A 23,522-nucleotide genomic window follows, 5' to 3' on the forward strand; every position below is an offset into this window, starting at 1 on the left:
ACGACATGGGTTACCGACACAAGGACACCGGCCCCCGGCTGGCACTGTGGATGCTGGTCGCGCTCGGAGACGTGGTCCTGCTGCTGGTCAGCGCCGGCCTTTCCGCGCCGGTCGCGGTGCTCGGTGTCGTCGCCCTCACCGTCGCGGGGGTGGCGACGTGGCGGCTGGCCCGCCGGACCACCCTGGCCGGGCGGGGCGCGGTCCCTGTGCCGGTCGCCTCGCGACGCAGGGCATGACCGACGGTACGAACGGCAGTGGCGGCAGCCGGACCGGCTGACGACCTCGGTCGTAGCCGATCCCGCTGCCGCCGACTGGCGACCGTGGGGGATGGTCAGGTGTTGTTGGCCAGGGCGATCAGCCGGGTCCGGTCACCGTTCCAGTAGTTGCGGTCGACGTTGCCGCTGATCCCGGAGACGCTGCCGCTGCTGGTGTACTGCCAGAAGCTCCAGAACGGGGCGCCGGCCGGCAGGGTGCCCACCGTGCTGGACCACCGGGCGACCCACAGCGGGTGGTTGGCCCACGGGGCGGTCCAGCTGCCGGTGCACTGGTTCCACCAGCTGGTGGTGGTGTAGATGACCGCGTACCGGCCGGTGCGGGACCGGTAGGTGCTGAGGAAGTCCTGCACCCAGTTGCGCATGCCGGTGGTGGTGAGGCCGTAGCAGTAGCCACCGGCGTACGGGTTGCCCTCGAGGTCGAGTGCGGCGGGCAGCGTACGGCTGTCGGCGGACCAGGCGCCGCCGTTGCTGGCCAGGTAGTTGGCCTGGATCGCGCCGGAGGAGATGTTCGGCCGGGCGAAGTGGTAGGCCCCGCGGATCACGCCGGCGTTGTAGGCGTTGACGTAGTTCGCGTTGAAGTTGGGGTCCTTGTAGCTCGTGCCCTCGGTGGCCTTGATGAAGGCGAACTGGATTCCGGCGTTGCGCACGCTGGTCCAGTTGATGGTGCCCTGGTAGCGAGAGACGTCGATCCCGGGGGTGGTCGCCGCGGCTGCCGGTCCGGCGGTCGCGACGAGGGCCGCCGCCGCGGTGGCGGCGACGGTCAGGCCGGCGGCGAGCAACCGGCGCACGGAGAGTCTGGTACGAGCCATTGATGCCTCCAAGGACGTCCAATGATTGACGCCCATCTTTGGAGGTAAGTGCCCTAGATCACAAGAGGGCCTAAAGAATTTTTCATTGACGACCGTCGTCGCCTCGGTGACCCGCGGGTCAACTCAGCGGAGGGTGCTGGGGTCGATCACCCAGCGGAAGGGCTCGGTGACCGTCAGGGTCTCGCCGGCCTTGGCGACCCGGTCCTCGACGTAGTGTTCCCCGTCCAGCCGGTGCTCTCGAACGACACAGCTCAGGCCGGTAGGCTCCCCGCCCATGCCCCTGATCGACGGCCTCACCACCCTCTGGGACAAGCTGCTCGGCGCTCAGCCGGACCCGCCGCCGCTGCTGGTGCTGCTCACCGCCGTCGTCGCGGGGGCGGTGGTCGCCACCCGGTTGCCGTGGCGGATCGCCCGCAACGCCGTGACCATCGCGCACGAGGGCGGCCACGCCCTCGCGGCCCTGCTCACCGGCCGGCGGCTGCGTGGCATCCGGCTGCACTCGGACACCTCCGGGCTCACCCTCTCCGCCGGCCGCCCCACCGGCCCGGGGATGATCCTCACTCTGCTCGCCGGGTACGTCGCGCCGTCCCTGATCGGTCTCGCCGGCGCGTGGCTGCTCGCCGGCAACCGGATCACCCTGTTGCTCTGGGTCGCGGTGGCGCTGCTGCTGGCCATGCTGCTGATGATCCGCAACGTCTTCGGCGTGCTGTCCCTGCTGGTCACCGGCGGCGTGGTGCTCGCCGTTTCCTGGTACGCCTCGCCGCAGGTGCAGGCGGCGTTCGCCTGGACGTCGGTCTGGTTCCTGCTCTTCGGCGGCGTCCGCCCGGTGATCGAGCTGCAGCGGCTGCGCAGCCGGGGGCGGATGCCCGAGTCCGACGCGGATCAGCTCGCCCGCCTCACCCCCTTCCCGCCGCTGTTCTGGGTGACGGTGTTCCTGCTGGTCAGCCTGGCCGCGCTCGGCGCCGGCGCGCTGCTGCTCGCCGGCCCGATCCTCACCGACGCCGGCCTCACGGTCTGAGCGGGATCTCGTCCGCTCCTGAGCGCCGCTAGGCTGCGCCCGCATGGACGAGGTGACCACCCGGAACCGGGCCGCGTACGACCGGATCGCTGCCGACTTCGCCGCCCGGAACCCGGAGGTGCCCGGCACCTACCGCGAGTTGGCGGAGGAGTTCCAGCGCCGGCTCGACGGGCCGCTGCTGGACCTCGGCTGCGGCCCGGGGCGGGACCTCGCCTTCTGGGCGGACCGGGGCGCGACGCCGGTCGGGCTGGACCTCTCCGCCGCCATGCTGGACGAGGCCCGGCGGCGGGTGGGCGTACCACTGGTCCAGGCCGATCTGCTCCGGCTGCCGTTCCGCGCCGGCGCCTTCGGTGGGGCGTGGTGCTCGGCCGCCCTGCTGCACCTGCCGAAGGCGGGGGCGCCGGCCGCGCTGGCCGGCGTCCGGCGGGTGCTCCGGCCGGGCGCGCCGCTGCTGCTCAGCGTCAAGGAGGGCGAGGGGGAGAGCTGGGAGCGCTGGCCAGGGGAGAGCGCGGACCGTTTCTTCGCCTGGTACGGGGCCGAGGAGAGCGCGCGGAACTGCTCCGCCGAGCCGGGTTCACCCCGCTGCGGCTGCTGGGGGACGTCGCCGACCGCGGTCAGCGCTGGCTCTGCCACCTCGCCATCGTGAGCTGACCGGCTGCCGGGTCGACCGGATGCCGCCCGGCTGCCCGCTGCGGGGTGGACCGCCCGGCGGGCCGGCCCGGATCGGGGCAGAATCGGACCCGTGCGATACGTGATCATCGGGGCGGGCGCGGTCGGCGGCACCATCGGCGTACGGCTGGGGGAGGCCGGCCGGGACGTGACGCTGGTGGCCCGCGGCGCGCACCTGGACGCGCTCCGGGAGCGGGGCCTGACCCTGCGGACGCCGGACGGCACGGTCACCAGCCGGCTGCCCGCGGTGGCCGGGCCGGCGGGCCACGCACTGCCGGCGGACACCGTGCTGGTGCTCACGGTCAAGTCGCAGGACACCGCGGCGGCCCTGGCGACCTGGGTGGACACCCCGGTCGAGGGCGGCGGGACGGCGGGCGAGCGGCTGCCGATCGTGCTGGCCCAGAACGGGGTCGCCAACGAGCCGGCCGCGCTGCGGCTGTTCGCCCGCGTGCACCCGGTCTGCGTCTGGCTGCCCGCCACCCACCTGGAACCCGGCGTGGTGGTGGCGAACGGGTACCCGCACCCGGGCATGCTGCACCTCGGCCGCTACCCGTCCGGCGCGGACGACACCAGCCGCGCGGTCGCCGCCGACCTGACCGCCGCCGGGTTCGTCGCCCCGGTCCGCGACGACGTGATGCGCTGGAAGTACGGCAAGCTCCTCGGCAACCTCGGCAACGGCCTCCAGGCGCTGCTCGGCCCGGATGTGCCCGAGCCGCTGGCCGCCCGCGTACGCGCCGAGGGGGAGGCCGCGCTGGCCGCCGCCGGGATCCCGCACACCACCCCCGCCGAGGAGGCCGCCGAGCGGGGCGACCGGGTGCGGCACCGGCCGGTCGACGGCGAGGAGCGGGCCGGCGGCTCCACCTGGCAGAGCCTGGCCCGGGGCGCCCGCTCGGCGGAGGCGGACCACCTCAACGGCGAGATCGTGCTGCTCGGCCGGCTGCACGGGGTGCCCACCCCCGCCAACGCGGCGGTCCAGGCGGCCGTCCGCCGGGCGGTCCGCGAGCGCGTCCCGGCCGGCGGCTTCCCCCTCGCCGAGCTGGAGAAATTGGTCGGCTGACCGGGCAACCGCAACCCGGGCCCCAGGCGTCTCCCCTGCGACCGCCACGGGGGAGGTAACAGAGTGCCGGACGTCGACGGGTTCGACGAGTTCTACCGGGGCAGCCGGCAACGACTGCTCGGTTTCGTGTACGTGCTCACCGGCAACCTGGCCGAGGCCCAGGACGCCGTGCAGGAGGCGTACATCCGGGCCTGGCAGCGCTGGTCGACGGTGCGCGGTTACGACGACCCGGAGGCGTGGGTGCGCGTGGTGGCCAGCCGGATCGCGGTGAGCCGCTGGCGCAGCCTCCGCAGCCGGGCCCGGGCGTATCTGCGGCACGGGGCGGAGGAGAGCATCCCCGCGCCGAACACCGACACCGTCGAGGTGGTGGCCGCGCTGCGCCGGCTCCCCGAGGAACAGCGCACCGCCATCGCGCTCTACTACCTGCTCGGCATGCCGGTCGCCGAGGTGGCCCGGGAGACCGAGGCGCCGGTCGGCACGGTCAAGGCGCGGCTCTCCCGGGGGCGCGCGGCGCTCGCCGGGCTGCTCGCGGTCGTGGATCTGGAGGAGGAGGCTGCCGATGCGTGACGATGACCAGACCTTCGTCGAACTGGTGCAGCGGGAGCTGCGCACGGTCCGCTGGCCGGAGCCGGCCGAGCTCCGGTCCCGCGCCCGGCGGCGTAGCCGGCGCACGGTGGTGGCGGCGGCGCTCGCCGTGCTGGCGGTGGCCTCGGGCACCGCGCTGGTGGAGGCCGGGCGGGCCGCTCCGCACGCGCCGCTGCCGGCCGGCGAGCCCGCCCCGGTGCAGCCCACGGCGACCGCCTGGACCGCCACCGAGGTGCCCACGGAGGTGCTGCTGGAGCCGACGGACCTGCGGACGAAGACGGGGGCGCCGTTGACCCAGGCCGGCTTCGGCGAGCCGGTCCGGCTCGACGAGATGGTGCTGTACTGCCGGGAGCGCCAGGGCCTGCGGGCGGAGTGGGAGGTGTCCCGGTACTCCCGTTCGGTGACCATCCTCCGTCAGCGCCCGGGAGCCGACGATCAGCGGCCGGGCCAGGTGCTGGCCACGCAGGACGTCTACCGGGTCGCGCCGGACGTGGCCGACCGGGTCTTCGCCGGGATGGGCGAGCTGCTCGCGCCGTGCCGCGCGTGGCGCTCCAGCGGCCCGACGCAGTGGCAGGGGAAGACGATCGAGGCGCAGGTCGTCCACTCCTGGCAGGAGGTCGACCGCGGCTTCGCCGGAGACGAGTCGGTGCTGGTGCGACACACGGTCGGCCAGGCCCGGACCCTGGACACCGGCAAGCCGTTGGGTGGTGTGACTCGGCCGGACAGCCGGGCGGTGGTCCGGGTCGGCGACCTGGTCAGCGTGATCCAGGTCGGGCGCGACGGCACAGAGGCCGACCTGCGGCGGCTGGCCGTCGTGGCGGCCGGCCGGATGTGTCCCGCCGCCCACCCGCGCTGCTGACGCGACGGCCCCCCACCGGCGCAGTGGTGGGGGGCCGCGACGCGTCCGCGTCAGAGCGGGATGTTGCCGTGCTTCTTCGGCGGCAGGGTCTCGCGCTTGGTGCGCAGCACGCGCAGCGCCCGCACGATCTGGGTGCGCGTCTCGTGCGGCGGGATCACCCCGTCGACGTAGCCGCGCTCGGCGGCGATGTAGGGGTTGGCCAGGGTGTCCTCGTACTCGGCGATCTTCTCGGCCCGAACGGCGGCCGGGTCCTCGGCGTTCGCCAGCTCCGAGCGGTAGAGGATGTTCACCGCGCCCTGCGCCCCCATGACCGCGATCTGCGCGGTCGGCCAGGCGAAGTTCAGGTCGGCGCCGAGGTGCTTGGAGCCCATCACGTCGTACGCCCCGCCGTACGCCTTGCGGGTGATGACGGTGACCTTCGGGACGGTGGCCTCGGCGTACGCGTAGATGAGCTTCGCGCCGCGGCGGATGATGCCGTCCCACTCCTGCCCGGTGCCGGGGAGGAAGCCGGGAACGTCCACGAAGGTCAGCACCGGGACGTTGAACGCGTCGCAGGTGCGCACGAACCGGGCCGCCTTCTCCGAGGCGGCGATGTCCAGGGTGCCGGCGAAGTGCATCGGCTGGTTGGCGACGACGCCCACCGGACGCCCCTCGACCCGGCCGAAGCCGACCACGAGGTTCTGCGCGTAGAGCGGCTGGACCTCCAGGAACTCGCCGTCGTCGAGCACGTGCTCGATGACCCGGTGGATGTCGTACGGCTGGTTGGCCGAGTCCGGGATGAGCGTGTCCAGCTCCCGGTCCTCGTCGGTGACGTCGAGGATCGCCGGCGCATCGAAGACCGGCGGCTCGTCCAGGTTGTTCGACGGCAGGTACGACAGCAGCGCCTTGACGTACTCGATCGCGTCCTCCTCGTCGGTGCCGAGGTAGTGCGCGTTGCCGCTGCGCGAGTTGTGGGTGCGGGCGCCGCCCAGCTCCTCCATGCCCACGTCCTCGCCGGTGACCGTCTTGATCACGTCGGGGCCGGTGATGAACATGTGCGAGGTCTGGTCGACCATCACGGTGAAGTCGGTGACCGCCGGGGAGTAGACCGCGCCGCCCGCGCACGGGCCCATGATCAGCGAGATCTGCGGGATGACGCCGCTGGCCCGGACGTTGCGGAAGAAGATCTCCCCGTAGAGGCCGAGCGAGGCGACGCCCTCCTGGATCCGCGCGCCGCCCGAGTCGTTGATGCCGACGACCGGGCAGCCGATCTTCATCGCCAGGTCCATCAACTTGACGATCTTCTCGCCGAAGACCTCGCCGAGGGAGCCGCCGAAGACGGTGAAGTCCTGCGCGAAGACGCAGACCTGCCGGCCGTCCACCGTGCCGTAGCCGGTCACCACGCCGTCCCCGTACGGGCGGGTCTTCTCCAGCCCGAAGTTGGTCGAGCGGTGCCGGGCGAATTCGTCCATCTCGACGAAGGAGCCCTCGTCGAGGAGCATCTCGATCCGCTCCCGAGCGGTCTTCTTGCCCCGCGCGTGCTGCTTCTCGACCGCGCGGGCCGACCCGGCGTGCACCGCCTCGTCGAGCCGTCGCTCCAGGTCCGCCAGCTTGCCGGCGGTCGTGTGGATGTTGATCCCGGTCTCGGTAGTCACCCAGGGAATATAACGATGGTTCAGGTGGGTGCCGCTGTGCAGTGCGCCTCACCGCTTCCCGGCCACCGGCCGGCGCGCGGGCCGTAGGCTGGCGGGATGCCCGGCTCGCCGTACACCGATCTGGACCGCCCGCCACTGTCCGCGGCCCGGCTGCAGCGCGCGCTGGTCGCGCCGCACGGGCCCTGGCGCCGGCTGGAACTGCGCGCCGAGACCGGCTCGACCAACGCCGACGTCGTGGAGGCCGCGCGAGCGGGCGAGCCGGAGGGGCTGGTGGTGGTCGCCGAGCGGCAGACCGCCGGCCGGGGCCGGCGCGGCCGGGTCTGGCAGTCACCGCCGCGAGCCGGCATCGCGACCAGCGTCCTGTTCCGGCCGGGTGACGCCGTCGCGGAGCGCGGCTGGTCGCCCGTGCCACCGCCGGGGTACGGCTGGCTGCCGCTGCTGGCCGGCGTCGCGCTGGTCGAGGCGGTGGCCCGGCTGGCCGAGCTCGACGCCCGGCTCAAGTGGCCGAACGACCTGCTGCTGGACGGCGCGAAGTGCGCGGGCGTGCTCGCCGAGGCGGTGCACGGTGCCGCGCCGGACCGGCCGCCGGCGATCGTGGTCGGCATCGGCCTCAACGTGACCCTGCGCGCCGACGAGCTGCCGGAGAACCCGACCGGGCTGCCGGCCACCTCGCTCCAGCTCGCCGGGGCCGCCGCCACCGACCGGGACCCGTTGCTGCGCGCCCTGCTCCGCTCGCTCGCCGACTGGTACGAGCGCTGGCGCGACGCCGGGGGCGACGCGGTCGCCAGCGGCCTGCGGGACGCCTATCTGGCCGGCTGCGCCACGGTCGGCCGGCAGGTCCGGGTGCTGCTCCCGGACGGCCGCGAGGTCCGCGGCACCGCGACCGGCGTGGACCCGGACGGGCAGTTGCTGGTCGAGGGCCCGGAGGGGGAGCTGCGCCTCGCCGCGGGCGACGTGCTGCACCTGCGCTGAGCACCCACCGCGCGGCCGATCCCGGAGGATGCGCCGACCGGTTACGGTCAGCGCGTCCTGTTCTGCGAGTGGAGGTTTCCGTGGCGTTCCCCGAAGACGTGCTCACCGAAGACGAGCACGTCGTGCTGCATCTGCACCCGCACTGGAAGGCCCTGATCCGGCCGATCCTGGTGCTGGTGCTCGCCGTCGCGGCGGTGATCGCGGGCTGGGTCCTGCTGCCCGAGGGCGACGGCGGCACGATCGCGCTCTACGTGATCGCCGCGCTCGGCCTGGTGCTGGTGTTCTGGCTGGGGCTGTGGCCGTTCCTGGTCTGGCGCACCACCCACTACCTCTTCACCAACGAGCGGGTGCTGCTCCAGGAGGGGGTGTTCTCCCGCAACCGGCGGGACCTGCCGCTGACCCGGATCAACGACCACGCCATGCACCAGAAGTTCCTGGAGCGGCTGCTCGGCTGCGGCACGCTGACCATCGAGTCCGCCGGTGAGCGCGGCCAGTCGGTGCTCACCGACGTGCCGCACGTCGACCAGGTCCAGACCAAGCTCTACGAGCTGGTCGAGGCCCACCACGACCGGCACAGCCTGGGTGACGGCGAGATGCGCGAGATCCTGGCCGACATGACCGAGGGCAAGCCCCTCCGCGACCCCTCCGCCTGACCCTGCGCCTCCGGCGCCCGCACTGCGGGCGCCGGAGAGCCGGCCGGAGTCAGCGGCGCGGAGCGCGGCGCGGGGTGGGCTGGAGTTCGGCGGCCAGCTCGGCGTCGAGGTCGGCGCCCAGGGCGCGGCCGAGGCCGGCGTCCGCCGGTGCGGGGCGGCCCTGTGGTGGCGCGTAGTCGCCCACGCGGCGCTCGCCGAGCGGTGGCTCGGTCTCCTCCAGCTCGCTGACCGACTCGGCCAGCTCGGCCACCGGGTCCATCTCCGCCATGGTGTCCCACTCGTCACGCGGGATGGTGTGCCAGGTCTCCTCGGCGTGCTTCGGCACCGGCTGGAACACGAACGTCCGGTAGGACCAGAAGCGGAACAGGGTGGCCAGCAGCACGCCGCCGGTCTTCGCCACGTTCAACGCGAGCAGGCTGTTCACGCCGAGGCCGTACTTGGCCAGCGCCAGGACGCCGAGTTCGATGAACAGGCCGGCGCCATTGAAAACGAAGAACAGGACGTATTCGCGGCGAAGCGCCGATTTCGGTCGATCCCGGTACGTCCAGTGCCGATTCATCAGATACGACGTGATCGTCGCGACGATGGTCGCGACGACGGTCGCCTTGAGCTGACCGTCGCGGAAAACCGTGAGTGCCAGCGCATTGAACACCGCGTAATTGATGACTGTGTTGATGCCACCGACGATGCCGAATTTGAGCGCCTCGTGGATGAACTTCTGCCAGCGCTCGGGCAGCAGACGGACAAGAGGCATGCGGAACACCTTAGGTCAGTGGGCAGGGCCGACTGGGCCCGGCAGGACGGGATGGGCGGTGGGTCACGCCCCGGACTCTCGGTCGCGGCTCGTCGCCGGAACGGGGGGAGTTCCCGCCTCGACGAAGACGAACCGTCGGTACGACCAGAACCGGAACAGCGTCCCGAGGCCGGTGCCGACGATGAAGCTGGCGATGTTGTCGGCCAGCGGGGTCTGGAACACCTCGGGCCAGATGGCGCCGAGGCCGTAGCGGCTGATCGCGAGACAGGCGACCGCGATGCCGAGGCCCACCCCGTTGAAGAAGAAGAACAGCGCGTACTCGCGGGCGGGGTGGGAGCGCTGGCGGTGCCGCCACGTCCAGAACCGGTTGCCGATGAACGCCAGGGTGGCCGCGATGACGGTGGAGACGGTCTTGGCCGCCACCGGCGGCATGTGGCGCACGCTCGCCAGGTAGTTGAAGAGGGCGAAGTCGACGAGGAAGGCGAAGCCGCCGACCGTGGCGAACTTGCTCATCTCGCGGATGAGATGACCGAAACGGTCGAGCAGGGCGCCGATCAGACCTCGACGGGTCTGCGGAGCCCCCGGTTGGTCCCCGGTCATCGTCGCGGCCACCCGCCGAGAGTACCGGGTGCGCGCAGCGGGGAGCGGCCGCAACGGCGAGTCGGCGGTCCGCCGCCCCGGCGCGCCGCCCGTGGAGGGCCGGACCGGGTCGGGTACGCGCGCCGCGCCCCCTCAGTTGACCGCCGTCCGTTTCCCATGTCCGTGAGCGGAGCGTAACCGCCCGTGGCGGAATTGTGGACGGGAACGGCGAGCCGGTTTCGCCCGTCGGACGCCTCCGCGGGGTTGGCGGCGTACCGGCCCGTCGAAGGTTCTTCGCAAGATTTGCGTGAAACTGCGCGCGAAAGCGGGTAAGAGATCGCGATGCCGCAGCGTGGCCGTACCTTGTGCAGTTCTTCACAACCAGTCCCACTGACTGGGGAGGCAGCCCGGTTTACGCTGAGCCCAATCCCAGGTTTCCACGAAGGCGGCGCACCGGCTCGCCAGAACTCGTGCATCCCATACATCGGTCAGCGTCGACCACAAGGAGATGTGACATGGTTGCTCCGGCTACTGTTCGGGGTATCGATCAGGCCCCGACGTCCCACCCCAAACTGCTCGCCTGGGTACGTGAGGTCGCGGAACTGACCACTCCCGACCGGGTGGTCTGGGTGGACGGGTCCGACGAGGAGTGGCGCCGCCTCACCGACGAGCTCGTCGAAAAGGGCACCCTGATCCGGCTGAACCCCGAGAAGAAGCCCAACTCGTTCTACGCGCGGACGGACCCGACGGACGTCGCCCGGGTCGAGGAGCGCACCTTCATCTGCTCCGTCGACGAGGCGGACGCCGGCCCCACCAACAACTGGATGGCGCCGGCCGAGATGAAGCGGACGATGACGGAGCTGTACCGCGGGTGCATGCGCGGGCGCACCATGTACGTCATCCCGTTCTGCATGGGTCCGGTCGAGGCCGAGAGCCCCATGTTCGGCGTCGAGATCACCGACAGCCCGTACGTGGTCGCCTCGATGCGCATCATGACCCGGATGGGCGAGAAGATCCTGGAGGCGATGGGGAACGACGCCGACTTCGTGCACGCGCTGCACTCGATCGGCGCCCCGCTCGAGCCGGGCCAGCAGGACATCGCCTGGCCGTGCAACGACACCAAGTACATCTCGCACTTCCCGGAGACCCGGGAGATCTGGTCCTTCGGCTCCGGCTACGGCGGCAACTCGCTGCTCGGCAAGAAGTGCTACTCGCTGCGGATCGCCAGCGTGATGGGGCGTGACGAGGGCTGGCTCGCCGAGCACATGCTGATCCTCAAGATCACCTCGCCGGAGGGCAAGGTCTACCACATCGCGGGCGCCTTCCCGTCCGCCTGCGGCAAGACCAACCTGGCGATGCTGGAGCCGACCATCCCGGGCTGGAAGGTCGAGACCATCGGTGACGACATCGCCTGGATGCGGTTCGGCCCGGACGGCCGCCTCTACGCGATCAACCCGGAGTACGGCCTCTTCGGCGTCGCGCCGGGCACCGACTGGAAGACCAACGCCAACGCCATGCGGACGCTGGACCGCGGCAACTCCGTCTTCACCAACGTGGCCCTCACCGACGACGGCGACATCTGGTGGGAGGGCATGGGTGAGCCGCCGGCGCACCTGATCGACTGGAAGGGCAACGACTGGACGCCGGAGAGCGACAGCCTCTCCTCGCACGCGAACAGCCGGTTCTGCACCCCGATCACGCAGTGCCCGATCCTGGCCGACGACTACTACGACCCGAACGGCGTGCCGATCGACGCGATCCTGTTCGGCGGCCGGCGCCGGGACACCGTCCCGCTGGTCACCGAGGCCCGCGACTGGGTGCACGGCGTCTACATGGGCGCGACGCTCTCCTCGGAGACCACCGCCGCCGCCTCCGGCGCGGTCGGCGTGGTGCGCCGCGACCCGATGGCCATGCTGCCGTTCATCGGCTACCACGCCGGCGACTACTTCCGGCACTGGATCGAGATGGGCAAGGGCGCCGACGGCGACGAGGCCAAGCTGCCCAAGATCTACTACGTCAACTGGTTCCGCAAGGACGCCGAGGGCAACTTCCTCTGGCCGGGCTTCGGCGAGAACGCCCGGGTGCTCAAGTGGGTCATCGAGCGCCTGGAGGGTCGGGCCGAGGCAGTCGAGACCCCGATCGGCATGGTCCCGGCCCAGGACGCGCTGGACGTCGAGGGCCTCGACATGACCCCGGAGGACGTCCGGATCGCGCTCAAGGTCGACCCGGAGGAGTGGCGCAACGAGCTGCCGCTGGTCACCGAGTGGTTCGAGAAGTTCGGCGACAAGCTCCCCGGCGTCCTCTGGGCCGAGCTGGACGCGCTGCGCGCCCGGCTCGACGCGGAGCCGCAGAAGTAGAGGTGTGACGAAAGCCCGCACCGGGCAACACCGGATGCCATGAGGACGGCCGCCGAACCTGTCGAGGTCCGGCGGCCGTCCGCCGTCCGGGCGCTGACCACCCTGCTCGCCGTCACGGCGGGGGCCACCGTCGCGGTCGAGCTGCTCAACTACTGGTACGCCCCGGAGCAGGAGTTCGGGCTCGCGGTCCGCACCGGCTGGGCGATGCTGCGCTCGCTGGGCTTCCTGGTGCTGATCGGGCACGTCAAGCGGGGCCGGGCGGTGGCGAAACCGTTCGGGCTGATCCTCGCGGTGACCACGGTCTTCGCGGTCGGGCGGCTGGTCGTGCCCCGGGCGGGCGTGCCGCCCCTGCCCGGGCTGCTCGGCTTCGGGGTGCTCACCGCGCTCTGCGTCGCGGTGGTGGCGCTGCTCTACCGCTCCGACACGGTCGGCGGGCACCTGGTCCGGCACCGCAAGGGCCTGGTCGTCGAGGGCGGGGTGATCTCCTGGCGGGAGGTCGTCCCGAAGCGCCCGCCGGTCACCGCCTGGCTGCTCACCGCCCGGGTCGCCGCCTTCACCTACAGCCCGCTGATGCTGGTGCCGGCCCTGGTCGCGACCGGGTCGATCCTGGACGGGCGGATCAGTGCGGTGCCCGCGGTGCTGTTCTGGTTCGCCGCCGGCATCGCGGTCAGCTATGCGGTGCTGTTCTGCACCGCGTTCCTGATGCGCGACCGCCCCTGGGCCCGCAAGCTGCTGGTCGTCATCACCATCGCCACCCTCGCCGTCCACCTCCCGCTCTGCTGGTGGCTCCTCGGCCTGGACGGCCTCATCCGCGACGGCGCCCCTCTCCTGACGGCCGCCCTGGTGACCCTCTACTCCCTCCGCCGCAGCACCCCGCCGTCCTCGCCGCGTTGATCAAGAGGTCCGCGTCACGCAACGGCCGAATCCCGACCCAAACTCCTTGATCAACCCCACTGGGCCCCGGACGGCCATCTCGCCGGGTGATCATGAGGTTGGCGGCGGTGTCGATCTTCTTTACCGCCGCCAAGCTCATGATCAACGGGATCGGGTGGGGCGCGGCGGGGGCGGGGTGGGGAGGTCAGCGGGGAGGATGGGGGTGTGTGGGACGTCATCGTTGTCGGGGCGGGGCCTGCCGGGGCGGCGGCCGCGCTCGGCGCGCGGCGTGCGGGGGCCGAGCGGGTGCTGCTGCTGGACCGGTACGACTTTCCGCGGGACAAGGCGTGCGGGGACGGCATCGCCGCGCACGCGCTGGACGTCCTCGCCGAGCTGGGGGTGACCGGGGCGGTCGACGGGTACGCGCCGCTGCCCGCGCTGCGCCTGATCGGCCCCGGTGGCGGCACGGTGGCCCGGGCGCTGCCCCGGCCCGCGTACACGGTGCCCCGGCAGGTGTTCGACGCGCGGCTGGTGGCGGCGGCGACCGCGGCCGGCGCTGAGCTGCGCCGGCACACCGTCCGCGAGGTGGAGGTGCGCGAGGACCGGGTGGTGCTCGACGGGGAACTGGCCGCCCGGGCGGTGGTCGGGGCGGACGGGGCCGGCTCGGTGCTGCGCCGCACGCTCGGCCACCCGGTGAACCCGGACCGGCACCTGGCGCTCGCCATCCGGGGCTACGCCCCGGCCCGCCCGGGCCCGCCCGAGCAGCTCATCGTCACCTCGTCGCCGCGCTGGCCGGCGTACGCCTGGTCCTTCCCGATCGGTGACGGACGGGCGAACGTCGGGTACGGGGAGGTGCTGCGCGGCGAGCCGCTGACCCGCGCCCATCTGCTGGACCGGCTGGCCGCCCTGCTCCCCGGCACCGATCCGGCGGCGGTGACCGGCCTGCGCGCCCACCACCTGCCGCTCTCCACCCACCGGCCGGCGCCGGGGCGGGGCCGGGTGGTGCTGGCCGGCGACGCTCTCTCGCTGATCAATCCGTTCACCGGCGAGGGCATCTTCTACGCGCTGCGCTCCGGGGCCCTGGCCGGCGCCGCGGCGGCCGGCACCCCGCACCGGGCGGCCCGCCGGTACGCCGACGCCCTGCGCCGCCGGCTCGGCACCCACCTGCGGCACAGCTCGGTGGCGGCCTGGCTGGCCCGGCGCCGGTGGGTGGTGGACGGGGCGGTCCGCGCCGCCCGCCGCGACGACCGGGTCTACCGGACCGTGGTGGAGCTGGGACTGGGTGACGGGCGTCTCGACGCCCGCACCCTGGGCATGATCGGCTTCGGCCTCGCCCGGCGCGATGGGCCACCGAGACACTGATCTTCCGCGCGGGTCGCTACCCTGCAAGGTGATGACTCTGCGGAAACTCCTCTACTCCGTGTACGAGCGCCGGCTCACGGCCAAGCTCGCGGGCAAGCCGGTGCCCCGGCACGTCGGCGTGATGTGCGACGGCAACCGCAGATGGGCCCGGGAGATGGGCTTCGTCGACCCGAACGACGGCCACCGGATGGGCGCCGAGCGGATCAAGGAGCTGCTGCGCTGGTGCGACGCCGCCGGTGTCGGGCACGTCACGCTCTGGCTGCTCTCCACCGACAATCTCTCCCGGCCGGCCGCCGAGCTGGACCCGCTGCTCCAGATCATCGAGGACCTCACCACGGAGCTGGCCGAGGAGGGCAACCCCTGGCGGCTGCGGATGGTCGGCGCCCTCGACGTGCTGCCCGCGCACCACGCCGCCGCGCTCAAGGCGGCCGAGGAGCGCACCCGGCAGCGCGGCGGCGGGGCCCAGGTCAACATCGCCGTCGGGTACGGCGGCCGGCGCGAGATCGCCGACGCGGTCCGCTCGCTGCTGCTGGAGCACGCCGCGACCGGCGGCACGGTCGAGGAGCTGGCCAACTCGATCGACGTCGACCACATCTCCGAGCACCTCTACACCAAGGGCCTGCCCGACCCGGATCTGATCATCCGGACCAGCGGCGAGCAGCGTCTCTCCGGCTTCATGCTCTGGCAGAGCGCGCACTCGGAGTTCTACTTCTGCGAACTCAACTGGCCCGACTTCCGCCGGGTGGACTTCCTCCGCGCCCTGCGCTCCTACGCCAACCGGCAACGCCGCTACGGGGCCTGAGGCGCGGCCTCAGCCCAGGTGGGGAAGCGCCTCGGTGAGGAAGTCGCCGAGGGCGGCGGGGGAGTCGAGGGTGAGGTCGGCGGCGTCGGCCACCTCGTGACCGGTCTCCGGGTTCGCCACCGCGACACAGACGCCGAGGAACTGCGGGTCGCCGGCGGCCCGGGCGCGCAGCGCCGCGAACGCCTTGATGTCGGAGACGTCGTCGCCGAAGTACCAGGCGCCGCCGGCGTCCCGGACGACCTCGCCGATGACCATGCCCTTGTCCCGGTCGACGGGGGGCTTCAGCTCCAGCACCATGCGCCCGGCCTGGCAGCGCAGGCCCAGCCGCTCGGCGCGGGCCCGGCCCCACTCCTGCACGAGGTCGCCGAGCTGGGGCGCGGTGCGCCAGTGCAGGGCGACGGAGAGCCGCTTGAACTCCACCAGGGCGCCGGGCGGCAACTCGGCGCGGGCCTGCTCGGCCAGCTCGGCCATGGTGGGCACCCAGGGCAGGGCGGCCGGCTCGGTGACGGTCCCGCCGCCGGAGTGGCTGTGCTCCAGACCGTAGAGGCCGTAGAGGTCGATGCCGGCGAGGCCGCCGAGGTGGTCGCGGAGGAACTCCACCGGGCGCGCGGAGACGATGGCGATCCGGCGTACCCGCGGGGCGAGCGCCTCCAGCGCGGCGAGCACCTTCGGCGCGGGCTGGACCGCGGTCGGGTCGTCGTCGACCGGCGCGAGGGTGCCGTCGAAGTCGAAGAAGAGCACCGTGTCGCCGGCGCGGGCGGCGGTGGCGCGCCACGCGTGCTCGGCGTCCAACGGAGTCTTCGGCTGGTGGTTGCCCAGATTCAACGGCGGCACGCGCGTCAGCGTACCCCGGTCACTGCGGCGTATTCGTGGCCGAGAGGTGACGCCGGGACGACGCGGGAGATCAGCGTTCGGCGGCTCCCCGTCCCCGGCGCCCGAACGGCACCACGGCCGCTTCCTGCCCGTGGCTCAGCAGGTAGCCCTCCACGAAGCCGGTGTTCCGGTCGCCGGTGTGCGCCTCGATCTCGTTGAGCCGCGCCACCAGGAACTCGGTGAGCGCGCTGACCCGGTCGTTGAGCCGGTCGTGCAGCTCGGCGACGACGGCGAGGACCACCGCGGTGCCGGCCGTGATGAGCGCGAAGAGATTGACGACCAGGGGAAGCTGCCCGCCGTCCAGCACGCCGACCACCACGTTGCCGGTCACGCACGATGTCACCGACACCACCGCGACCACGACTGCCAACCATTTCAGGGTCATGGACAGACCCCTCCTTCTGTCCCGCAGGGCTGGGTTCGGCTGTGTCCCGTCCCCCCGCCGATGACGAGCCCTTAGCAGTACAAACGTGGACGCTAGCGTGTCCGATCCGGCCCCGAGGCGAAACGATCGGGTCTGGCCCTCCGTTCTTTCGCCATCTGAGGAACTAGCCGACTTGTTTTCCTCTATTTCGGACATCGACCGGAAGGGTTGGGCGATAAGCGAGATAACGAATGGTTTCCCGGATGTGGAACTTCTCCGCGTCGGAGACGTTCGGGTCGACCAGCCGGCGCAGCAGCGCCTCGACGTCCGGGTCCATCGGCGGCGGGGTGGGTGTGGCGCGGGGGGTGGCCGCCCGGTCCCAGCCCAGGGCGGCGAACGCGGCAGCCGGATTGAGCCCCAGCCCCTCGCAGAAGGCGACCACCCGCTCGGCCTCGGGGTCGCTGGCCCAGTCGCCGCGTACCCAGCGGTTGATGGTCTGGCGGGAGACACCGGTGCGCCGGGAGACCTCGGTGCCGCTCCAGGCCCGCATGGCGCGGGCGTCCTCCAGCGCGCGCCGGACGAAGGTGGCGAAGGCGATCTTCCGTGCGTTCGCGGTCTCGGTCACCCCGTGACGGTACGACCAGTCGGTCTCCGCGTCGCGTCCCGGCACGCTGCTGTCACGCCGACGTGACGGTGATCCACGATTCTCGGTAAACGATCCAGCGCTGTTCCTGAGGGGTGTCACCCGGGCAGAATAGATGGACGCCAGTACGGCGGTAAACAGACGAAAAGCTGATACTGTCACGCTCATGAGACAACTTACGGTGTGTCACGTGCATGAGACGACGAGTGCTCATATGCGTCACTCCGCGGGTGTCGAGGGGGTCTCGTGACCGAGCTCGCGACCCGTGCGCAGGCCTTCGGCCTGATCGCGGAAGGGGTGACCGCCGGGCTGAGCGCCCCGTGGCGGCTCTACCTCGCCCGGGGCTGCCGCTACCTCTCCCTCAGCGTCGGCGACCGCGACGAGTGGGACGCCTGGCGTACCCACCTCGGCTGCCCCGAGCTGAGCGTCCGGGTCTACGACGCCGGCGGCGAGATCCGCCGGGCCTCGGTGGCCGAGGTGATCGTCGACGGCTGCCGGATCAGCGTCGAACTGGTCGAGGAGGTCAGCACCGCCGACCTGGAGCGGCTGCTGGTCGTCGACCCCCTGCCCGGGGCGGACGAGCGATGAGCCCCTTTCTCGCCGTCGTGCTGGTCCTCGTGCTCGGCTCGACCTGCTACGCGGCGGGCCGGCTGCACGGCCAGCTCAGCTACCGCATCGGCTACCGGTTCGGCTACCGCCAGGGCTACTTCGACGGCGACCGGGGCGCCTGGAACCGGCGCCGCCGGGACGCCCAGGCGGCCATCGCCTCCGCGCTGGCCGGCCCGGCCCCGGCCGTGATGACCGGGCCCGCCGGGCGCACCGCGCCGTTCGCCGGCACCGCCGTCCCCGCCGCGGTCACCGCCCGGGCCACGTCCGGCCCGGCCCTGCGGGCCACCACGACCACCCAGCTCGGCGGGCTGGCCACCCGACAGGGCACCACGTACACCGGCTCCTCGTTCGGCGCGGCCGGCGGGGGGTCGCGGACCGGGACCCTGGTCCGGCGGCAGGGCTGAGGTCCGCCCAGACACGGTGTGCCGTCCGCGGCGGACGCGCACCGTCGGAGCCGCCGTCAGACCGGTGACGGGGCTCCGCCGGCCGGGATGCGCGCAGGGGGCATGCATCCCGGCCGGTTCGCCGCGCCCGTTCATCTCCCGGCAAGGCGTGAGCGCGAGGAGTGAGCCGGTGTTGCGAGCCCGCAGTCGCGCGAACGAAGAAGGGTCCGAGATCAACGCCGACCACTAGCCGACTGGCGTTGCGGCGATTAGCGTCTAGGCATGGCACGGGGTTTTCCCGGGCCAGCCGGACAGCCCGGACCTGCGACCTCGCGCACGGGGCCCGCATCCGACCCCGTGTCCACCGGGCACCGGAAGAGGCGGAACTCGGGTGGCCGGGTGCCCATCCGCGGAGCAGGCCTGTGACCACTCGCCGTACCCCCGCCGGTGCCGACCAGACCCCGGCCGCGACCGCCCCGACCCGCCGGACCACCCGCAGCCGCCGCGCGGCCGCCGCGTCCGCCGGCACCGAGGAGCCCCGACCAGCCGGACCGGCCTTCGTCCTGGACACCTCGGTCCTCCTCTCCGATCCCGCGGCGTTCCACCGCTTCGCCGAGCACGAGGTGGTGCTGCCGCTGGTGGTCATCTCCGAGCTGGAGGGCAAGCGCCACCACCCCGAGCTGGGCTGGTTCGCCCGGCAGTCGCTGCGCATGCTGGACGAGCTGCGGGTGCGGCACGGCCGGCTGGACCGGCCGGTGCCCGCCAACGACCAGGGCGGCACCCTCCGGGTCGAGCTGAACCACACCGACGACGGGGTGCTGCCGCCCGGGTTCCGGAACGAGTCGAACGACGCGCGCATCCTCTCCGTGGCGCTCAACCTCGCCGCCGAGGGGCGCGAAGTGACCCTGGTCAGCAAGGACATGCCGCTGCGGGTGAAGGCGGCCTCGGTCGGCCTGCGGGCGGACGAGTACCGGCACGGCCAGGCCAGCGACCCGACCTGGACCGGGATGGCCGAGCTGGAGCTGGCCGAGGAGGAGATCGGCCGGCTGTACGCGGGGGAGACGCTCGACCTCGACGCCGCCGCCGGCCTGCCCTGCCACACCGGCCTGGTGCTGCACTCGGCGCGGGGCTCGGCCCTCGGCCGGGTGCTGCCGGACAAGACCGTCCGGCTGGTCCGGGGCGACCGGGAGGCGTTCGGCGTGCACGGCCGCTCGGCGGAGCAGCGGGTCGCGCTCGACCTGCTGCTGGACGAGTCGATCGGCATCGTCTCGCTCGGTGGGCGGGCCGGCACCGGCAAGTCCGCGCTGGCGCTCTGCGCCGGCCTCGAGGCGGTGATGGAGCGCCGCCGGCACAAAAAGGTCGTCGTGTTCCGCCCGTTGTACGCGGTCGGCGGCCAGGAGCTGGGCTACCTGCCCGGCTCGGAGTCGGAGAAGATGTCGCCGTGGGCCCAGGCGGTCTTCGACACCCTCGGCGCGGTGGTGCACGAGAACGTGCTGGAGGAGGTCACCTCGCGGGGCCTGCTGGAGATCCTGCCGCTGACCCACATCCGCGGCCGGAGCCTGCACGACGCCTTCGTCATCGTCGACGAGGCCCAGTCGCTGGAGCGCGGCGTCCTGCTCACCGTGCTGTCCCGGATCGGTCAGGGCTCGCGGGTGGTGCTCACCCATGACGTGGCCCAGCGGGACAACCTCCGTGTCGGGCGGCACGACGGGGTGACCGCGGTGATCGAGGCGCTGAAGGGTCATCACCTCTTCGCCCACGTCACCCTCAGCCGTTCGGAGCGTTCTCCGATCGCCGCGATGGTCACCGATCTGCTGGAGGACATCCCGCTCTGAGCCTGAGGTTTGCCCGAGTTTGGCCCTGTTTTCCCTGTGGCGCAGATCACATTCCGCGTCCTTGGTTTCCCATCGGCCTCACTGTGCGCAATGGTGTCCAACGAGCGCCCACGCACCAGGAAGATCGTCGAGCATCGTTCGCCACGGCATGGCGGAGAGCCACGAACACCGGTGCGTCGGCTGCGACCGCGAGGGTCGGGGCGCTCACGGCGCCGGCGCGGCCGCTCCAGGGCCACGCGTCGCGCCGTGTCCTTGCCCCCGACGAAGGGACACTTCGTGAGTCGGCTGTGGAGCCGGTTCGGTGCCCGTACGGCCGCTGTCGCGCTGCTCTCCGTGGGCGTCGCCGGCGGCTTCTATCTGGGCGAAGACCGACAGACCCAGCAACAGGGCCTGACCGCGCAGGTCGGCCTGGAGGTCGACCGGACGGAGTACGCGTACCAGCGCGACCTTCAGGCCGACCACCGCCTGGAGTCGGCCAAGCAGCGGGCCGCCGAGTACCAGGCGAAGCTGCGGGCCGCGGCGGCGGCCAAGGAGGCCGCCGAGCGCGCCAAGCAGGCCGAGGCGGCGGCCGCGTCGCGCAAGAAGGAGCGCGAGGCCGCGGCGAAGGCCGAGGCCAAGCCGTACGACGGCCCGATCCCGTCCTCCTGCGAGGAGTTCAGCGGCAACCGCAAGATCGGTTGCGCGATCATGCTCGACGAGGGCTTCGCCATGGACCAGTTCCCCTGTCTGGACAAGCTCTGGACCAAGGAGAGCGGCTGGAACCACAAGGCCTATAACGAGGGGTCCGGCGCGTACGGCATCCCGCAGGCCCTGCCGGGCAGCAAGATGGGCTCGGTGGCCGACGACTGGAAGACCAACCCGGCCACCCAGATCAAGTGGGGCCTCGGCTACATCGAGGGCCGGTACGACGACCCGTGCGGCGCCTGGCAGCACTCGCAGAGCTCCGGCTGGTACTGATCGGACACCGACGGCGGGGGGTGCGGAGATTCGCACGCCCCGCCGTCGTCGTGTCCCCGCTCGGGTGGCGGTGCGCCCCGATTGCTGATAGCTCTTGACGGATGACCTGGCATGACGGCCCGACGGGCGGCGACCCCCACCGGTTCGGCACCGAGGCGTTCTACGCCTCGCTCGGCCGCGCCTTCGTCGCCATGTGCGCCGTCGTGCCGGTGCTGTTCCTCATCGAGGCCGTCGACGTCGGCCTGGGCGCCGACCTCGACGTCACCGCCGGCATCATCCCGCACCACATCCAGGGGCTGGACGGCATCTTCTTCTCGCCGTTCCTGCACGCCGGCTGGAACCACCTCTACAGCAACAGCATCCCGCTGATCCTGCTCGGCACCTTCGTGCTGGCCGCCGGCACCCGCCGGTTCCTCTGGTCCACGCTGGTGATCATCCTGGTGAGCGGCCTGGGGGTGTGGTTCACCGGCTCCCCCAACTCGGTGGTGGTCGGCGCGAGCGGCGTGATCTTCGGTTACCTCGGCATCCTGCTCACCCGCGGCATCGTCGAGCGCAGCTGGTGGAACTTCGCCGTGGTGCTCCTGGTCGGCCTGCTCTACGGCTGGCAGTTGCTCGGCATCCTCCCCACCGACGAGCGCATCTCCTGGCAGGGGCACCTGTTCGGGCTGCTCGGCGGGGCGGTCGCCGCGATCCTGTTCCGCCGCCGACCGGCGGAGACCGCGGGGCCCGACCGGCTCGGGTCACCCCCGGTCACCATGCCCTGACGGCACGTCCACCCGCCGGCGGGACGTGCTTGCCCGCGGCCACCGGCCCGCCTACCGTCGAGATCAGCACGCGTTGATCCCCTGGCGAAGTGACGGGACGGTACGCCATGCGCGAGGTCGATGTCGCCGTGATCGGGGCCGGCCCCGCCGGGCTGTTCGCCGCCTACTACGCCGGGTTCCGGGGGCTCTCCGTGGCCGTGATCGACGCGCTGCCCGAGCCGGGTGGCCAGGTCACCGCCATGTACCCGGAGAAGCTGATCCTCGACGTCGCCGGGTTCCCGGCCATCAAGGGGCGGGAGCTGGTGGCCAACCTGGTCGCCCAGGCCGCCCCCTTCCGCCCGGAGTACCTGCTCGGGGTGCGCGCGGAGAAGCTGTCGTACCTGGACGGGCGGCCGGTGCTCGGGCTGGCCGGCGGTGACCAGCTGCACTGCGGCGCGGTGCTGGTCACCGGCGGGCTGGGCAGCTTCACGCCCCGGCCGCTGCCGGTCGCGGACAGCTTCGTGGGCGCCGGGATCGTCTACTTCGTACCGCAGCCGACCGAGCTGACCGGCCGGGACGTGCTGATCGTGGGTGGCGGCGACTCCGCGTTCGACTGGGCCGTGACGCTGGCCCCGATCGCCCGCTCGGTGACCCTGGTGCACCGGCGGGACCGGTTCCGCGCGCACGCCTCGACCGTCGACCGGGTGCGCGCGCTGCCGGTGCGGATCGTGGTCAACGGCGAGGTGAGCCGGCTGCACGGGGAGGACCGGGTCACCGGCGCCGAGCTGACCGTACGCGGCGGCGCGGTGGAGACCCTGCCGGTGGACACCGTGGTGGCCGCGCTCGGGTTCACCGCCGACCTCGGTCCGCTCGCCGAGTGGGGGCTGAACCTGGACCGGCGGCACATCGTGGTCGACAGCGCGATGGCCACCAACCTGCCCCGGGTCTTCGCGGCCGGGGACATCACCGAGTACCCGGGCAAGGTCCGGCTGATCGCCACCGGCTTCGGCGAGGCGGCCACCGCGATCAACAACGCGGCGGTCGTCATCGACCCGAGCGCCCACCTCTTCCCGGGCCACTCCTCCGACGGCACCTGAGCGACGGCACCACCGGGGCTCAGGCGACGGGCAGGCCGATCAGGTCGGCCATCAGCCCGGTCTGGTGGTCGAAGTACTCGTCGCGGTGCGGCAGGGTCCGGTTGATCCGGCCGAACAGCTCGAAGCTGATCAAGCCGAAGAGCTGGGTCCAGCCGGCCATGCCCCGGGCCAGCAGCGCGGGCGGCACCTCCATGGCGAGCAGGGCGGCCAGCTCGGCCACGTCCGACCTCAGCGGTTCGGGCAGCTCCTCGCCGGACGGGTCGAGCCGGCCGGCCGCCACCCCGTCGCGGAGGATGCCGACCAGCGTCACCGGGGGGCGCTGGGCCGGCGCCACGGTGTCGTCCGGGGCCGCGTAGCCGGGGACGGGGCTGCCGTAGAGCAGGGCGTACTCGGCGGGGTGGGCCAGCGCCCAGGCCCGGGCGGCCCGGCAGGCGGCGTGCCAGCGCCCGCGCAGGTCGGCCCGGTCGGTGCCGGCGTCGGCCGCCTCGACCGCGTCGCCGAGCGCCTCGTACGCGTCGAGAATCAGCGCGGTGAGCAGGTCGTCGCGGCTGGGGAAGTAGCGGTAGATCGCCGAGGAGACCATGCCCATGTCCCGGGCGACCGCGCGGAGCGAGAGGTTGGCGCCGTCGGTGGCCAGGTGGCGGCGGGCGACCGCCTTGATCTCGTCGATCATGCCGGCCCGGACCCGGGCGCGGAGCGAGGGAGCGACCATGCCTCCACTCTGCCACGGATGAGAGCGGCAATCAAAACCGAGAGCACT

27 protein-coding genes are annotated in these 23,522 nt (G+C 72.6%); 18 read left to right on the forward strand and 9 right to left on the reverse strand.

What is annotated here, in order from left to right; all coding sequences use genetic code 11:
* Nucleotides 1-5 precede the first annotated feature (5 nt).
* A complete protein-coding gene (locus AC0OLQ_RS05185; RefSeq protein WP_091314056.1) occupies nucleotides 6-236 on the forward strand; it encodes a hypothetical protein in 231 nt (76 codons plus the stop codon).
* A 95-nt stretch (nucleotides 237-331) separates the two neighbouring features.
* On the opposite strand, the gene AC0OLQ_RS05190 is transcribed toward AC0OLQ_RS05185, so the two are convergent.
* Nucleotides 332-1,084, reverse strand: a complete 753-nt coding sequence (locus AC0OLQ_RS05190; protein WP_357335135.1) for a GH25 family lysozyme — start codon at nucleotides 1,082-1,084, stop codon at nucleotides 332-334.
* Between the two features lie 123 nt (nucleotides 1,085-1,207).
* A complete protein-coding gene (locus tag AC0OLQ_RS05195) occupies nucleotides 1,208-1,360 on the reverse strand; it encodes a hypothetical protein (RefSeq protein WP_484530392.1) in 153 nt (50 codons plus the stop codon).
* Between AC0OLQ_RS05195 and AC0OLQ_RS05200 the strand changes: the two genes are divergently transcribed.
* The 5 genes from AC0OLQ_RS05200 (at nucleotide 1,359) to AC0OLQ_RS05220 (ending at nucleotide 5,272) form a co-directional block, all read left to right on the forward strand.
* Nucleotides 1,359-2,102, forward strand: a complete 744-nt coding sequence (locus AC0OLQ_RS05200; protein ID WP_484530393.1) for a M50 family metallopeptidase — start codon at nucleotides 1,359-1,361, stop codon at nucleotides 2,100-2,102. The two genes, AC0OLQ_RS05195 and AC0OLQ_RS05200, sit on opposite strands and share 2 nt — an antisense overlap.
* A gap of 43 nt (nucleotides 2,103-2,145) precedes the next feature.
* Complete coding sequence (locus tag AC0OLQ_RS05205; protein ID WP_484530394.1) at nucleotides 2,146-2,748, forward strand: class I SAM-dependent methyltransferase; 603 nt, start codon at nucleotides 2,146-2,148, stop codon at nucleotides 2,746-2,748.
* A 96-nt stretch (nucleotides 2,749-2,844) separates the two neighbouring features.
* A complete protein-coding gene (locus AC0OLQ_RS05210; protein ID WP_484530395.1) occupies nucleotides 2,845-3,828 on the forward strand; it encodes a ketopantoate reductase family protein in 984 nt (327 codons plus the stop codon).
* A gap of 63 nt (nucleotides 3,829-3,891) precedes the next feature.
* A complete protein-coding gene (locus AC0OLQ_RS05215) occupies nucleotides 3,892-4,395 on the forward strand; it encodes a SigE family RNA polymerase sigma factor (RefSeq protein WP_484530396.1) in 504 nt (167 codons plus the stop codon).
* Nucleotides 4,388-5,272, forward strand: coding sequence for a hypothetical protein (locus tag AC0OLQ_RS05220; protein WP_484530397.1), 885 nt, complete (start codon nucleotides 4,388-4,390; stop codon nucleotides 5,270-5,272). The genes AC0OLQ_RS05215 and AC0OLQ_RS05220 overlap by 8 nt, the downstream gene beginning before the upstream one ends.
* 50 nt (nucleotides 5,273-5,322) lie before the next feature.
* Here AC0OLQ_RS05220 and AC0OLQ_RS05225 read toward each other — a convergent pair whose 3' ends face one another.
* On the reverse strand, nucleotides 5,323-6,906 hold the full coding sequence (locus AC0OLQ_RS05225) for an acyl-CoA carboxylase subunit beta (protein ID WP_484530398.1): 1,584 nt from the start codon (nucleotides 6,904-6,906) through the stop codon (nucleotides 5,323-5,325).
* A gap of 96 nt (nucleotides 6,907-7,002) precedes the next feature.
* Between AC0OLQ_RS05225 and AC0OLQ_RS05230 the strand changes: the two genes are divergently transcribed.
* On the forward strand, nucleotides 7,003-7,878 hold the full coding sequence (locus AC0OLQ_RS05230) for a biotin--[acetyl-CoA-carboxylase] ligase (RefSeq protein WP_484530399.1): 876 nt from the start codon (nucleotides 7,003-7,005) through the stop codon (nucleotides 7,876-7,878).
* Nucleotides 7,879-7,958: 80 nt separating this feature from the next.
* Entirely contained in the window at nucleotides 7,959-8,531 is a 573-nt protein-coding gene (locus tag AC0OLQ_RS05235; protein WP_484530400.1) for a PH domain-containing protein, read from the forward strand.
* A 49-nt stretch (nucleotides 8,532-8,580) separates the two neighbouring features.
* Here the strand turns inward: AC0OLQ_RS05235 and AC0OLQ_RS05240 are convergent, their stop codons facing one another.
* Nucleotides 8,581-9,285, reverse strand: a complete 705-nt coding sequence (locus AC0OLQ_RS05240; protein WP_484530401.1) for a GtrA family protein — start codon at nucleotides 9,283-9,285, stop codon at nucleotides 8,581-8,583.
* Nucleotides 9,286-9,348: 63 nt separating this feature from the next.
* Nucleotides 9,349-9,885, reverse strand: coding sequence for a GtrA family protein (locus AC0OLQ_RS05245; RefSeq protein ID WP_357335382.1), 537 nt, complete (start codon nucleotides 9,883-9,885; stop codon nucleotides 9,349-9,351).
* Between the two features lie 494 nt (nucleotides 9,886-10,379).
* On the opposite strand from AC0OLQ_RS05245, the gene AC0OLQ_RS05250 reads away from it, so the two are divergent.
* The 4 genes from AC0OLQ_RS05250 to AC0OLQ_RS05265 all read left to right on the forward strand — a co-directional run bounded on the left by AC0OLQ_RS05250 (nucleotide 10,380) and on the right by AC0OLQ_RS05265 (nucleotide 15,258).
* Entirely contained in the window at nucleotides 10,380-12,221 is a 1,842-nt protein-coding gene (locus tag AC0OLQ_RS05250) for a phosphoenolpyruvate carboxykinase (GTP) (RefSeq protein ID WP_357335165.1), read from the forward strand.
* Between the two features lie 39 nt (nucleotides 12,222-12,260).
* Nucleotides 12,261-13,115, forward strand: a complete 855-nt coding sequence (locus tag AC0OLQ_RS05255) for a hypothetical protein (RefSeq protein ID WP_484530402.1) — start codon at nucleotides 12,261-12,263, stop codon at nucleotides 13,113-13,115.
* A gap of 204 nt (nucleotides 13,116-13,319) precedes the next feature.
* Nucleotides 13,320-14,456: a geranylgeranyl reductase family protein gene (locus AC0OLQ_RS05260; RefSeq protein WP_484530403.1), complete on the forward strand. Its 1,137-nt coding sequence runs from the start codon at nucleotides 13,320-13,322 to the stop codon at nucleotides 14,454-14,456.
* A gap of 31 nt (nucleotides 14,457-14,487) precedes the next feature.
* A complete protein-coding gene (locus AC0OLQ_RS05265) occupies nucleotides 14,488-15,258 on the forward strand; it encodes an isoprenyl transferase (protein WP_357335173.1) in 771 nt (256 codons plus the stop codon).
* 9 nt (nucleotides 15,259-15,267) lie between these two features.
* Here the strand turns inward: AC0OLQ_RS05265 and otsB are convergent, their stop codons facing one another.
* The 3 genes from otsB to AC0OLQ_RS05280 all read right to left on the reverse strand — a co-directional run bounded on the left by otsB (nucleotide 15,268) and on the right by AC0OLQ_RS05280 (nucleotide 17,120).
* A complete protein-coding gene (gene otsB, locus AC0OLQ_RS05270; RefSeq protein ID WP_484530404.1) occupies nucleotides 15,268-16,092 on the reverse strand; it encodes a trehalose-phosphatase in 825 nt (274 codons plus the stop codon).
* A gap of 70 nt (nucleotides 16,093-16,162) precedes the next feature.
* Nucleotides 16,163-16,516, reverse strand: coding sequence for a hypothetical protein (locus AC0OLQ_RS05275; RefSeq protein WP_091314007.1), 354 nt, complete (start codon nucleotides 16,514-16,516; stop codon nucleotides 16,163-16,165).
* Between the two features lie 163 nt (nucleotides 16,517-16,679).
* Complete coding sequence (locus tag AC0OLQ_RS05280; protein WP_357335179.1) at nucleotides 16,680-17,120, reverse strand: helix-turn-helix domain-containing protein; 441 nt, start codon at nucleotides 17,118-17,120, stop codon at nucleotides 16,680-16,682.
* 264 nt (nucleotides 17,121-17,384) lie between these two features.
* Between AC0OLQ_RS05280 and AC0OLQ_RS05285 the strand changes: the two genes are divergently transcribed.
* The 6 genes from AC0OLQ_RS05285 (at nucleotide 17,385) to AC0OLQ_RS05310 (ending at nucleotide 22,762) form a co-directional block, all read left to right on the forward strand.
* Nucleotides 17,385-17,726 carry a hypothetical protein gene (locus tag AC0OLQ_RS05285; protein ID WP_107078638.1) on the forward strand — a complete coding sequence of 114 codons (342 nt, stop codon included), beginning with the start codon at nucleotides 17,385-17,387 and terminating at the stop codon, nucleotides 17,724-17,726.
* On the forward strand, nucleotides 17,723-18,151 hold the full coding sequence (locus tag AC0OLQ_RS05290; RefSeq protein ID WP_484530405.1) for a hypothetical protein: 429 nt from the start codon (nucleotides 17,723-17,725) through the stop codon (nucleotides 18,149-18,151). Before AC0OLQ_RS05285 ends, AC0OLQ_RS05290 begins: the two co-directional genes overlap by 4 nt.
* Before the next feature lie 401 nt (nucleotides 18,152-18,552).
* The gene (gene phoH2 / locus AC0OLQ_RS05295; RefSeq protein ID WP_357335184.1) at nucleotides 18,553-19,965 is read left to right on the forward strand and encodes an RNA 5'-3' helicase PhoH2; all 1,413 of its coding nucleotides are present in this window, start codon (nucleotides 18,553-18,555) and stop codon (nucleotides 19,963-19,965) included.
* Between the two features lie 276 nt (nucleotides 19,966-20,241).
* Nucleotides 20,242-20,922, forward strand: a complete 681-nt coding sequence (locus AC0OLQ_RS05300) for an aggregation-promoting factor C-terminal-like domain-containing protein (protein WP_484530406.1) — start codon at nucleotides 20,242-20,244, stop codon at nucleotides 20,920-20,922.
* Nucleotides 20,923-21,023: 101 nt separating this feature from the next.
* On the forward strand, nucleotides 21,024-21,686 hold the full coding sequence (locus AC0OLQ_RS05305; RefSeq protein WP_484530407.1) for a rhomboid family intramembrane serine protease: 663 nt from the start codon (nucleotides 21,024-21,026) through the stop codon (nucleotides 21,684-21,686).
* Nucleotides 21,687-21,793: 107 nt separating this feature from the next.
* On the forward strand, nucleotides 21,794-22,762 hold the full coding sequence (locus AC0OLQ_RS05310; RefSeq protein ID WP_484532276.1) for an NAD(P)/FAD-dependent oxidoreductase: 969 nt from the start codon (nucleotides 21,794-21,796) through the stop codon (nucleotides 22,760-22,762).
* A gap of 19 nt (nucleotides 22,763-22,781) precedes the next feature.
* Here AC0OLQ_RS05310 and AC0OLQ_RS05315 read toward each other — a convergent pair whose 3' ends face one another.
* Nucleotides 22,782-23,474 (reverse strand): TetR/AcrR family transcriptional regulator, encoded by a 693-nt coding sequence (locus AC0OLQ_RS05315; protein WP_484530408.1) that lies wholly within the window; start codon nucleotides 23,472-23,474, stop codon nucleotides 22,782-22,784.
* Nucleotides 23,475-23,522 lie beyond the last annotated feature (48 nt).

Source organism: Micromonospora sp. Utrum1, from assembly GCF_057197805.1.